Annotated in this window: 14 protein-coding genes; 11 read left to right on the top strand and 3 right to left on the bottom strand. The window is 48.0% G+C overall.

Translation table 11 applies throughout. The features are described from left to right. Window positions 1-367: 367 nt before the first annotated feature. The 9 genes from B147_RS0121395 (at window position 368) to ettA (ending at window position 8,735) form a co-directional block, all read left to right on the top strand. Complete coding sequence (locus tag B147_RS0121395; RefSeq protein ID WP_211216961.1) at window positions 368-1,123, top strand: ABC transporter substrate-binding protein; 756 nt, start codon at window positions 368-370, stop codon at window positions 1,121-1,123. 158 nt (window positions 1,124-1,281) lie between these two features. Then, on the top strand, window positions 1,282-1,983 hold the full coding sequence (locus tag B147_RS0121390) for an amino acid ABC transporter permease (protein ID WP_020589251.1): 702 nt from the start codon (window positions 1,282-1,284) through the stop codon (window positions 1,981-1,983). A gap of 23 nt (window positions 1,984-2,006) precedes the next feature. After that, window positions 2,007-2,783, top strand: coding sequence for an amino acid ABC transporter ATP-binding protein (locus B147_RS0121385; RefSeq protein ID WP_026259768.1), 777 nt, complete (start codon window positions 2,007-2,009; stop codon window positions 2,781-2,783). Further along, window positions 2,780-3,472: an amino acid ABC transporter permease gene (locus tag B147_RS0121380; protein ID WP_020589249.1), complete on the top strand. Its 693-nt coding sequence runs from the start codon at window positions 2,780-2,782 to the stop codon at window positions 3,470-3,472. The genes B147_RS0121385 and B147_RS0121380 overlap by 4 nt, the downstream gene beginning before the upstream one ends. 29 nt (window positions 3,473-3,501) lie before the next feature. After that, the gene (locus tag B147_RS0121375) at window positions 3,502-3,852 is read left to right on the top strand and encodes an MTH938/NDUFAF3 family protein (protein WP_020589248.1); all 351 of its coding nucleotides are present in this window, start codon (window positions 3,502-3,504) and stop codon (window positions 3,850-3,852) included. 13 nt (window positions 3,853-3,865) lie between these two features. After that, complete coding sequence (locus B147_RS0121370) at window positions 3,866-4,405, top strand: NUDIX domain-containing protein (protein WP_020589247.1); 540 nt, start codon at window positions 3,866-3,868, stop codon at window positions 4,403-4,405. 79 nt (window positions 4,406-4,484) lie between these two features. After that, window positions 4,485-6,635, top strand: a complete 2,151-nt coding sequence (locus B147_RS0121365) for a DEAD/DEAH box helicase (RefSeq protein ID WP_020589246.1) — start codon at window positions 4,485-4,487, stop codon at window positions 6,633-6,635. 18 nt (window positions 6,636-6,653) lie between these two features. Next, window positions 6,654-7,037: a RidA family protein gene (locus B147_RS0121360; protein ID WP_020589245.1), complete on the top strand. Its 384-nt coding sequence runs from the start codon at window positions 6,654-6,656 to the stop codon at window positions 7,035-7,037. A gap of 15 nt (window positions 7,038-7,052) precedes the next feature. After that, the gene (gene ettA / locus B147_RS0121355) at window positions 7,053-8,735 is read left to right on the top strand and encodes an energy-dependent translational throttle protein EttA (protein WP_020589244.1); all 1,683 of its coding nucleotides are present in this window, start codon (window positions 7,053-7,055) and stop codon (window positions 8,733-8,735) included. Window positions 8,736-8,879: 144 nt separating this feature from the next. Here ettA and B147_RS30640 read toward each other — a convergent pair whose 3' ends face one another. Then, on the bottom strand, window positions 8,880-9,257 hold the full coding sequence (locus tag B147_RS30640) for a flagellar protein FlaG (protein ID WP_157237989.1): 378 nt from the start codon (window positions 9,255-9,257) through the stop codon (window positions 8,880-8,882). A 401-nt stretch (window positions 9,258-9,658) separates the two neighbouring features. Between B147_RS30640 and B147_RS0121345 the strand changes: the two genes are divergently transcribed. Both B147_RS0121345 and B147_RS0121340 read left to right on the top strand, forming a co-directional pair. After that, the gene (locus B147_RS0121345) at window positions 9,659-11,002 is read left to right on the top strand and encodes a sigma-54 interaction domain-containing protein (RefSeq protein WP_020589242.1); all 1,344 of its coding nucleotides are present in this window, start codon (window positions 9,659-9,661) and stop codon (window positions 11,000-11,002) included. Between the two features lie 192 nt (window positions 11,003-11,194). Continuing rightward, a complete protein-coding gene (locus B147_RS0121340) occupies window positions 11,195-11,554 on the top strand; it encodes a NifB/NifX family molybdenum-iron cluster-binding protein (RefSeq protein ID WP_020589241.1) in 360 nt (119 codons plus the stop codon). A 159-nt stretch (window positions 11,555-11,713) separates the two neighbouring features. Here the strand turns inward: B147_RS0121340 and B147_RS33240 are convergent, their stop codons facing one another. Both B147_RS33240 and B147_RS33235 read right to left on the bottom strand, forming a co-directional pair. After that, window positions 11,714-11,884: an MGMT family protein gene (locus B147_RS33240; protein WP_020589239.1), complete on the bottom strand. Its 171-nt coding sequence runs from the start codon at window positions 11,882-11,884 to the stop codon at window positions 11,714-11,716. Next, window positions 11,868-12,020 (bottom strand): MGMT family protein, encoded by a 153-nt coding sequence (locus tag B147_RS33235; protein ID WP_211216960.1) that lies wholly within the window; start codon window positions 12,018-12,020, stop codon window positions 11,868-11,870. Before B147_RS33235 ends, B147_RS33240 begins: the two co-directional genes overlap by 17 nt. Window positions 12,021-12,233 lie beyond the last annotated feature (213 nt).

Below are 12,233 nucleotides of genomic sequence, written 5' to 3'. Positions count from 1 at the left end.
AACTATGCCCGGACGGAATGAAAATCTTCGGTACAGGCCATGGTTTGTGTAGGAAGAACTACCTTTCCGATGCCTTCTGAAAGAAGGAAAGGCGGAATTTTCCCAAAAAGGAGTGGGCGGAACAACTTCGGCCGACCTTTTATTATTTATGCGTCAGCACTGGCTTGTATTTATTCTTCTTGTGCCCGGACTGAAGTTTTGTTAATTTATTATGCTTCAAATTAACCGGTATCAGGAAGAGCCTGGTTCCTAAATTTTATATATGAAAGTACCAATAAGTTGCTAAGTTACTTTCATATTTTGTTGTGGGTCGAGCCTGGGTGTTGATAGACCAGGCCGGCCCATGGCCGTTATTAAAAGGAAAAAAATGATGATAAAAAAAATAGCGTTGCTGATGAGTATGTTAACGGCATTTGCATGCCTGTGCCTGACACCTGCCGGCGCAAAAGAAGTTTACATTAACGGCATTGATTTTGGTTTCCCGCCCTTTGGATATGTGGACAAAGCCGGCAACCCCGCAGGCTTTGACGTGGAATGTGCGAATTGGATTGCCAAAGAGATGGGGTTTGAAGTCAAACACCAACCCATGGACTGGGACGGCATTATCCCCGCGCTGAATGCCAAAAAAATTGATTTTGTTGCCTCCGGCATGAGTATCACCGAATCCAGGAAAAAAATTGTCAACTTCACCCTGCCCTACTATGAAATCAGCCAGGTGCTTTTGGTGTTGAAGGACCAAACGGATGATTTTACTTCCCTGGTCACCACGGGCAAAAAAATTGGTACCCAACGCGGCACCACCAGTACCAAACTTCTTAAGGATCTGTTATCCACAGGAAAATACAACTTTGAAATTGTGGAGTATGATTCAACGGATCTGAGTATGGAAGACCTTAAAATCGGCCGTATTGACGCTTCTTCCATGGACTCATCCATTGCCAACGAACTCAATAAAGACGGCGTCTACAAAACGGCCGGTACCTTTGACGGGCCCACTGAAAAATATGGATATGCCGTACGCAAGGGCGATGACAAACTTTTAACCCTGCTCAACCAGGGGTTAAAAAAGCTGATGGCTGATCCCCAGTGGCAGGTGCTTAAAGAGAAATACGATATCCACTAACGACCATGGGCCGACCTGACATATCAGCACCGAGGTGTAGCCCACAACAAAGTAAGAAAGTAATTCAACAACTTATTGGAACTTTCTTATAAAAAAAATATGCGACATTGTGAACCGGGTTTTTCTGCCCGGTTCCATTTCCCCACCCTGGATTTACCATGCATGACTTGCTCACTTTTTTAACGTCCATAACTGACTCCCTGCCCTATCTATTTTCGGGTCTGTGGATTACGGTGGTTCTCGTTATCGGAGCTATGGGATTAGGACTTTTGATCGGCATCCCATTTTCCGTGATCCGGGTGTATGGCCATCCCTTTGCCCGGCGCTGTGTGGCATTGTATGTCTGGTTTTTCAGGGGCGTACCTGTTCTTGTTCTGTTTTACCTGTTTTACTTTGGGCTTCTATCCTGGCTTGACCAGATGCCGGCGTTGGATTTTCTGCCCCTTGGTGATGCCTTTTTTGCAGCCATCCTGGTTTTGGGCATGACCACCGGGGCGTATCAGACCCAGATTTTTAAAGGTGCAATTCTATCCTTACCCCAGGGGCAGCTTAAAGCGGCACGCTCCCTCGGCATGAGTGACATTTCAGCCATAACCGCTATTATTTTACCCCAGGCGCTGCGGTTTTCCATTCCGGCCTGGTCCAATGAATACTCCATCGTTTTAAAGGATTCGGCGCTTGCCTATGTAATCGGGGTGGCGGAACTGATGTCCAGGACCCGGTCCGTGGCGGCCATCACCCATAAACCTCTGCCCTTTACCCTGTTCGCCGGACTGATATTTTTCATACTGACCTGGGCCGGGGTCAAAGGACTTAAGCGACTGGAGCGAAAGGTACGAATCCAGGGATATACCCAATGACGTTTGAAAGGCGCAACATAGAAATGACACGACCCAATGACACCGGACCGGTAGTTCTCGAAGCCCGGGGGATTGTAAAGGAACTTGGCGGCAACACCGTTTTGAACCATGTGGATTTAACCCTTGCCAAAGGGGATTTAAAGGTGCTCATCGGTCCGTCGGGGTCCGGGAAATCAACATTGCTGCAATGTTTAAATCTTTTGCATATTCCCGAAGACGGCCAACTGCTTTTAGACGGCACCCCGGTGAATTTTAAAAAGAAAACCGATCTGTACCTGTTACGCCAAAAGGTGGGCATGATCTTTCAGGACTTTAACCTGTTTGACCATTTATCTGCCCGCCAGAACGTGGCCATTGCGCTGAAAAAAGTAAAGAAACAATCTAAAAAACAGGCCCACGACAGGGCATGTGAGGAGCTTGCCCGGGTGGGGCTTGCAGACAAAATGGACCTGTATCCGGCCCAATTATCCGGGGGCCAGAAGCAGCGGGTCTCCATTGCAAGGGCCCTGGCCATGGACCCGGAGGTCCTGCTTTTGGATGAGCCCACATCAGCCCTGGACCCGGAACTGATCAGCGAGGTACTGATGGTGATCCGGGACTTGGCAAAGGCGGGGATGACCATGCTCATGGCCACCCACCAGATCAGTTTTTCCGCTAGCCTTGCCCATGAATTCGTGTTCATGGAAAACGGACGGATTGCCGAACAGGGGGCGCCATCTGCCCTTTTAGCTGAAAACAGCGGATCAAGGACCCGGGATTTTTGCACCAAAATTTCAGAGCTGACCGGAGCTGAGGCGTGAACGACTTTTTCCCTTTCATCATAAATCAAGTCATTCCCGGCCTGAACACCGGATTTTTTGTCAGTATCAAACTTATTGTGCCTTCGGCCCTGTTCGGCTTTTTGATCGGTGTGGTAACCGGGACCCTAAGGGTTTACGGGCCTGGGCCTGTGAAAAAACTATGCAATTTTTATGTGGCCGTGTTCCGGGGCACACCACTGGTGGTCCAGCTCTATTTCTGGTACTTTGCCCTGCCCTACACAAATTTTTTGGGCGTACGCATTGTTATGTCCGCTATGACCTGTGCCATTGTCGGATTTTCCCTTTGCTCCGGGGCTTATCACTCCGAATACATTCGGGGAGGCCTGCTTTCCATCAAGACAGGACAGCTTAAAGCAGCCCAGGCTTTAGGCATGACCCCATTTACCTCGGTGAAAAGCATTGTCCTGCCCCAGGCATTCAGACATTGTTTTACCGGATGCTGCAATGAGGTTATTTACCTGATTAAATACTCATCCCTTGCCTCCATCATTACCATCAATGAAATCACCGGCATTGGCCGGGGCATTGCCAAGGCTTCCTTTAGAAACGTCGAGACCTTCCTGGTGGTGGGCATTTACTACCTGATCCTTGTCACCCTTGCCAGTGCGATTCTAAACTATGTGGAACGACGTATGGAAATTCCAGGCTTTGATCGACTGGCTCGATAATCCAGAACGGCCGATAAAGGAGGCCAACGATGATCACATCATTTTCTTTTGGTCAAATGGTTATTGGTGCAGATAAATACAGCACAGACCTGATTATTCTCCCGGACTTAACTATCCTGCCGAACTGGCGCAGAAAAGAAGGTCACGTGCTTGAGCCGGCTGATTTAAAATCAGTTCTACCCCTGAAACCAAATTTAATCATTGTAGGCACCGGCGTGAATGATCGAATGAAAATGGCACCGGGTCTTGCAAAGGAGTTGTCCTCCATGGGTATTGAACTAAAGGCCCTGGCAACGGAAGCGGCCGTAATCCTGTTCAACACAACAATGGCCCAGACACCGGACAAAGCGGTGAGCGGCTGCTTTCATTTAACCTGCTGATAGGATCCTTGCCATGCCCGATGCCAATCCCAATCAACACCGGTTTAAGTTCTGCCCGTCCTGCGGCAGCAACCGCCTTGATGCCGACAGTGTAAAATCGTTTAAATGCCGGGAATGCGGATTCAAATTTTTTCTTAATTGTGCGGCGGCAGCCATGGCCATCATCCTTGATGATCAGAACAGGATTCTGGTCACCGTGCGAGCAAAAGAACCCGGCAAAGGTACCCTTGACCTGCCGGGCGGATTTACGGAGCCCGGCGAAAGTATCAACCATGGCCTGGTCAGGGAAGTAAAAGAAGAACTGAACCTGGACATTTATGACCTTGAGTTTTTCTGTTCCGTTGCCAACAGCTATCCTTACAAGTGTGTGGTGTACCCCATTACCGATATGGCATTTACCTGCAAGGTCAAGGACTTCTCTTTGATTACACCTATGGATGATGTCGCCGGCTTCAAGTTTATCCCGGTCCATGATTTCGACACCAACTTGTTCGGTATGGACTCGGCTCGAAAGGTACTAAAAAAATATAAAATATTTTCAAACATTAAATAACTGTTAAATGTAGGGCCGTTGCAACCTGCACTATAGGAACCGTATTGCGTATTCAGTTAATTTGTGATTTAAACGATACATGAAAAAAAGATATTATCGTTCCGGAAAGAAAGAATCCGAATCCAGACCGTCACGTCCCATTAATTACCCTGAGCTCACTGCCGGGGCAGACAAGTCATTGAAAAAAATATTCAGTCGGATAGGTGTTCCCGAAAAACAGCCTTTCAAACCAGATCCGTTTCAGCTTGAAGCCATTGAGGCCATCAGCACATCGGACTGCCTTGTTACAGCCCCCACAGGTGCCGGAAAAACCTGGATTGCAGAGCAGGCCGCCAAAAGGATATTGGAAAACAACGGAAAAGTATGGTACGCCACACCTTTAAAAGCATTGACCAACTCAATCCATGCGGGATTTTCGAAAATTTTCGGCAAGGAAAATGTGGGCATCCTCACCGGTGACATCAAGGAAAATACCGATGCCGACATCATCATCGGCACCACGGAAATTTTACGGAACCAGCTCTATGATGCCATGTACACGGGCCAAAATCTCAAATGCGATTTGATCATTCTGGATGAAGCCCACTTTCTCGGTGATGCCGAGCGCGGCGTGGTCTGGGAGGAGATCATGATCTACCTGCCCGTGCGCATCCCCCTGCTTTTACTGTCCGCAACCATCGGCAACCCGGACCAGATTGCAGGTTGGCTGTCTACCATCCGGGACAAGGCATGCAAAGTGGTTGAGAATACCAAACGACCGGTTCCTCTATTTCCTTTATTTTTTCATCCGTCGGGTACTCTCTACCCTTTGCTTGAAAAAACAGGGACGGACGGCAAGCGGACCCGCCTATATAAAAAGGTATATAAATTCAACCAGTCTGGTAAACGCATGATGCTTGCCCCGCCAGGCAAACTGCCCAAATTCTCGGATATTCTCAGGGTGCTTTCCCACTATGATCTGCTTCCCGCCATCTTTTTTTTAAAATCCCGGGCAGAATGCGACCGGGCAATAAAACTATGCGATGGCAGTCTGCTGAAACATGCGCCTGAAAAAAAGCAGGCACTGATGGACCGGCTCGTGGAGCTCACGGCAGACAACCCCCATTTATCCGCCCATCCCCAGCGGACCTACCTGGAGGAAACGGCAACGGCGGCCCACCATTCAGGGCATCTGCCCGCCTGGAAGGTGGTGGTGGAGACTTTAATGGCCGAAGGGCTTTTAGATGCCATGTTTGCCACCTCCACGGTAGCAGCCGGTGTAAATTTTCCGGCCCGGTCCGTCGTTATTCTCAATTCCGACCGGTTCAATGGCCGGGACTTTCTGTCATTGAACCCCAGTGAATTCCAGCAGATGGCCGGCCGGGCAGGAAGACGCGGCATGGACAACATCGGATTTGCCACACTGCTTCCCGGCAAATATATGGATGTCTCCCTTGTAGCCAAGCTGGTGAACGCCCCGCCCCTAAATGTGGATTCCCAGATCAAAATTGATTTCTCCATGGTGCTCAATCTTCTGCTGTCCAACACCCCGGAACAAGTGCGCACCCTGTTGGAAAAATCCTTTGCCTCCTATCTCATTGCCATTGGCGCAAAAGCCGGGAAAAGCGGCAGAAAAGCAAGAAAAAAATTCGGCAAAGATATGGAATATTTATGGCTGGATTTTACCGAGCACATGGACTTTTTGATCCAGGAAGGCTTTGTTACCCCTGAAGGGGCAAAACCCTGCGCCCTGACCGAAGACGGCATATGGGCCTCAAAACTGCGCATTGATTCGCCGCTGCTGGTGGCCCAGAGTCTTCGGGACAAGCTTTTACCCGAGCATGATCCGGCGCTTTTAGCGGCTATGATGGCTGCATTTGTCAATGAAAAGGAGTTTAAGGATGATATGTTATTCAACACCGCCCTTTCCAAACGGCTTAAGGATGCGTTCCTTGAATTGCGCCTGGGACTGAAGCCCTTTGCCATAAAAATGCTGCAGTTAGGATTTCCCGCGCCCAACCTGTTTATCCAGCCGGCAACCATGGTCTATGCCTGGGCCCATGACACCCCCTGGGATGAGCTGATGCGCAAGTCGGATTTTGCAGAAGGCGATTTTGCCAGATTGGTCCTGAGAACCGCAGAAAATCTGCGTCAGATGACCCATCTGAATCAGGATTTTCCTGTTTTTGCCAAAACAGCGGCCGAAGCCATTGACATGATACTCAAAGCGCCTGTGGTCACAGAATTTTAAAACAAGGAGATACCATACATGATACCTGTTATATCAAAAAATGCCCCGGCAGCCGTGGGGCCCTATTCCCATGCCGTGATCCACAATGATACGGTATACTGTGCCGGCCAGATCCCCCTGGATCCCGCCTCAGGCGAAATTGTGGGTACCACCATTGAAGAGCAGACCCGTCAGGTCATGTCCAATCTTGAGGCCGTGCTCAAGGAGTGCAATGCAAGCTTGAAAACCATTGTAAAAACCACAGTCTTTCTGGCGTCCATGGATGATTTTGCTGGGATGAACCAGGTTTACGAAGCCGCCTTTGACGGTCACAAACCAGCCAGATCCGCTTTTCAGGTGGCGCGTCTCCCCAAGGATGCCCTGGTGGAAATCGAATGTATTGCCGTATGTGAAAAAAAATAGGATGCAGGAGGTTATATGTCCGAAGATACAAAAAAAGTAATTTATTCAATGATCAACGTGAGCAAATTCCATGGCACCCGCCAGGTGCTCAAGGATATTTCACTGTCCTATTTTTACGGGGCAAAAATTGGTGTTTTGGGGCTTAACGGTTCAGGTAAATCAACATTGTTAAAAATCATGGCAGGCGTGGACACCGAATTTGTCGGCGAAACCATCTTATCCAAGGGATTTACCGTGGGTTTTCTTGAACAGGAACCCCTGGTGGACTCGGATAAAACCGTACGGGAAGTCGTGGAAGAAGGGGTTCAGGAGACCGTAGACCTTTTAAACGAATATGAAAAAATCTCCGAAGCCTTTGCAGAACCCATGTCCGATGATGAGATGGACGCCCTGTTGGAAAAACAGGGAAAGCTGCAGGAAAAGCTTGACCATATTGATGCCTGGGATCTGGATTCCCGCCTTAAAATGGCCATGGACGCCCTTCGCTGTCCGCCTGAAGATACCCCTGTCAGCGTGATCTCCGGTGGTGAAAAGCGCCGGGTGGCTTTGTGCCGTCTGTTGCTGCAGAAACCCGACATTTTGCTTCTGGACGAACCGACCAACCATCTTGACGCCGAATCCGTGGGCTGGCTGGAACAGCATTTAAGCCGGTTTGAAGGCACGGTCATTGCCGTCACCCATGACCGCTATTTCCTGGACAATGTGGCAGGCTGGATTCTGGAACTGGACAGGGGCGAAGGCATCCCCTGGAAAGGCAACTACTCCTCCTGGCTGGAACAAAAACAGCAGCGCCTGGCAAAGGAAGAGAAGAGCGAGAGCAAGCGCCGCCAGACATTGGCCAGAGAGCTTGAGTGGATCAAGATGTCTCCCAAGGGCAGACGCTCCAAATCCAAGGCCAGAATTACGGCCTACGAAGAATTGCTCAACAAGGACAGCAAACAGCAGGAACAGAAAATGGAAATTTTTATTCCGCCGGGACCACGGTTGGGTTCCAAGGTCATTGTGGCGCAAAATGTTTCCAAAGCCTTTGAAGACAAGCTTCTGGTGGAAGATATGAACTTTGTCCTTCCGCCGGGTGCCATTGTGGGCGTGGTGGGCCCCAACGGTGCCGGCAAGACCACTTTGTTTAAAATGATTACCGGAAAGGAAAAACCCGATTCCGGCACTATTGAAATCGGCGACAGTGTGCGCGCTGCTTATGTGGATCAGGAACGGGACACCTTGGACCCTGAAAAAACCATTTATGAAGTGATCTCAGGCGGCAGCGATACGCTTTTGTTGGGGGACAGGGAAATCAATGCCCGGGCCTATGTGGGCAAATTCAATTTCTCAGGCTCTGACCAACAGAAAAAGGTTAAAGATATTTCAGGCGGTGAGCGCAACCGGGTACATATGGCCACGATGTTGCAAAAACAGGCCAATCTGCTGCTATTGGACGAACCCACCAATGACCTGGATGTCAATACCATGCGGGCATTGGAGGAAGCCCTTGAAAACTTTGCAGGATGTGCTGTGATCATCAGCCATGACCGGTGGTTCCTGGACCGCCTTGCCACCCATATCCTGGCTTTTGAAGGCGACAGCCAGACCCTGTTCTTTGAAGGCTCCTATTCTGATTATGAAAAGGATCGCAGAAAACGGTTAGGTATCAAGGAAAATCAGCCTACAAGGATCAAATACCGCCAGCTGACACGGTAAAACGATTTATGCATCAACTTTTAGAAAAAACAAAAAAACCCGGTATAAAGCGTTAACTTTAATACCGGGTTAAACGACAGGAAAGGCAAGATCTAAAACACAGCTGCTGTTATAATGTATCGGATATAAAATTATTTAAGTACGTCAAACCTTCTGATCGAACAAAAATCCGGCAAGGTCACTCATTTTATCCTGTAAAGAGAGCATCTCGTCGGATGGAAACTGGCGAATCAACTCTTCGGATTCCTTATCGAAAATTTTAACAACAATTTCATTGTTCTCTTCATCAACCGAAAAGCTTAATTTGGTTTGAATGGTCTCGGACATCTCCTGAAAAGATTCTACCACCTCTTTGACCTCTTCGGTGCTCATTTTCTGCCCGCTGGTCTGATTCAAAGAGTCTTTCTTTTCCTTGGTCTCGGTATTTTCAATATTTTTCTGTGCGCTTTGAAGCTTATCTACAGAAATCAAGTGTGCTCTTTCCTGGGTGGTTTCCTGTGCTGGAATTGATGTTGCGGTCATGCTCATTTTTTTGTCTCCTGTCTTTATAGGCTGCCGGGGTTAGAAAGGCAGAATTTCTTTTCTTTTTCTATTAAACCTTTAGACTATTGTTCGGACATATTTTGAATATACTTTAGTTAAAAAGATAGATTTTCAATATTATTTCTAAAATAAAAACAATTATCAGGGCCATTGCCTAATTAAGGAGAGTTGCAGATTTGAAATCTATTATAGCATAATTCACAAATAACAAGGTTGCATAATTGCAAACATCTTTAAAATTATATTTAATAAAGGCAGGGCCATGGATCATTACTCAGTGGCATTTATGCGATTTTGCCCGAACAAATTTATATACAACGTTTGCAAAAAAGCGCTTGATATGATTTATATTAGGCTCAAATAAAAAAGGATGCTCCCGCATGTCCCAAAATGATACAAATACCCCGTTAAACATTGACACCACAAAAATCATCCTGGATTCAATTTCAGACGGGGTCTTTACCATTGACTACAACTGGAAAATCACCTCTTTTAACAGGGCCGCAGAGGAGATAACCGGCATCCGCCGGCAGGATGCCATTGGTTGCCACTGCTGGGATGTTTTCCGCTCCAACATGTGTGAACAAGGCTGTGCCCTGAAAAAAACAATGGATCAGGGCAAACCGTTTGTATCAAGTTCCGCATATATCATTAACAACCAGCAAAAAAAAATTCCAATCACTGCATCAACCTCTTTGCTTATTGATAAAGATGGTGAGGTTCTGGGCGGGGTGGAAACCTTCAGGGATCACTCTGTGGTGGAAGCCCTGAGAAAGGAGTTGACCGGAGGGGTGCGGGTTGGCGACATGGTGAGCCACTCCAGTGCCATGAAAAATATTTTCAATATCCTTCCCCAAATTGCTGAAAGCGACTCATCCGTCCTGATAGAAGGAGAAACCGGTACGGGAAAAGAGTTAATGGCAAAAGCCATTCACAACACCAGCCACAGAAAAGATGCGCCTTTTGTGGCTATTAACTGCGGGGCCCTGCCGGACACCTTGCTGGAATCAGAACTCTTTGGATACAAAAAAGGCGCGTTTACCCATGCGGTAAAAGATAAGCCCGGCCATTTTGCCCTGGCAGACAACGGCACGATATTTCTTGATGAAATCGCAGACACAAGCCCGGCCTTTCAGGTCAGGCTGCTCCGGGTACTTCAGGAACGTGAATATACGCCCCTTGGGGGTATAACTAAAGAGCAGTCAAATGTCAGGATTATTGCCGCCACCAATAAAAATCTGACAACCATGGTGGAAAACAAAGAATTTCGTCAGGATCTTTATTACCGCATCAATGTTATTAAAATATCCCTGCCGCCCCTGCGCCATAGAATGGAGGATATTCCCTATCTGGTGGACCAGTTTATCTCCCGGTTGAACCTGCGCCGGAACAAAATGATCCAGGGGCTTTCCCCTGAGGTGCTTGCCGCATTCATGGCCCATGATTTCCCCGGAAATATCAGGGAGCTTGAAAATATTATTGAACATGCCTTTGTCCTGTGCGCCAAAGAGTTCATTACCATGGCGCATTTGCCGCCGTCCCTTGCAAACAAATCAGGACAGCAAGCCGGTGAAAATAAAAATCCGGTGGTTGCAGCACAAATCCAGATGATTACGGATGCGTTAAAACGAAACAATAATAACCGGAATGCCGCAGCCCGGGATCTGGGGATACACAAAAGCACCCTGTTCAGGCGGATTAAAAAACTGGGCATCCAATTATAAAAGAGATTATCCTTGCAACCGAAAACCGGTTACAAGTCTCTTTTTTGCAACAATGGAGGCATCCATAGAATCTGCCGGTTAAAAAATATACCGGCCCGGCAGTGGTTTGCTGCTCTTGTTCCCCGGGAGCCTATATAGGCACAGCCTTTGCATTTTTAATACTTGCAAAAAAATTCTTGAGAGGAGGAGATCATGAAAATTGCGATTACCACTTGGGGAAACCGGGTCTCTCCTGTGTTTGACGCAGCACAAACGCTTTTAATTGCAGATATTGAAAACCAAAGCATTCATAGTAAAAAATATGAATCTTTCAAGCCGGATGATATCGCGGCCCTGGTATCTCTATTAAACCGGGAAAAAGTCACGGCCCTGGTTTGCGGGGCAATTTCGGAAACCTATGCGACCCGGCTTATTGAAAACAGAATCCGCATGTTTTCTTTTATAACCGGCAATGCCATGGATGTACTGGAGTGCCTGGCTGCGCATCATATCATTAAACCGAGCTTTATGATGCCCGGGTGCACATCGGCATCAGCAACGCCTCTGGCCTGATCTCCGTATTACGGAATTGGGGTGGATTCTTGCAAAAAATTAGGCTTTACGCATCATGCCCATATAAATGGCGGCCAGCACACCAGATACCCCAATCCAACCCATCATACCGGTTAGCCGGTCAAAAAAACGCCACATCCCATACAAGGAATACAATCTTTAGGGTATCCATAAATAGGTATCCAGATCAATACAGCCTTGGCGTGACATGAAAACCCCTTCGGATTCCAGCAGCGCTTTTTGCAGTTCATACCCCCTGCCCCGGGGTAAACGGATCTTTCCGGATGCATTTACCACACGATGCCAGGGCAGATCATGCTTTTGGGACATGGTATGAAGAATCCTTGAAACCTGCCGCCCCCCCCCTGGGATTGCCGGCAAGGGCTGCCACCCTGCCATAGGATGTCACCCGGCCTTTGGGTATGGCTTTAATCACGTCGATAATCTGTCTGGTAAATATATTCATGAGAATAGAAAAGTGCCGGACACTTTATGGGGGGACTATAAAAAAACCTGCCGCCTTGGAGGGGAGGCGGCGGCAGGTGCTTTGGGCCTTTCGCGTGTAAGGAGGACACGAAGCAAATATGCAGGTTATTGTGGTAACTTTGCTTAACAAATTATTCTGCATAGGAGGAGAATGCCAGACCGCCGTCAAAAGCTTGTCTCAACAGCAGCCTGA

Source organism: Desulfobacter curvatus DSM 3379 (assembly GCF_000373985.1).
In the GTDB taxonomy this organism is placed as follows: Bacteria; Desulfobacterota; Desulfobacteria; order Desulfobacterales; family Desulfobacteraceae; genus Desulfobacter; species Desulfobacter curvatus.
Note: the sequence above shows the minus strand (reverse complement) of the source record. Positions and strands in the feature narration are given on the sequence as shown.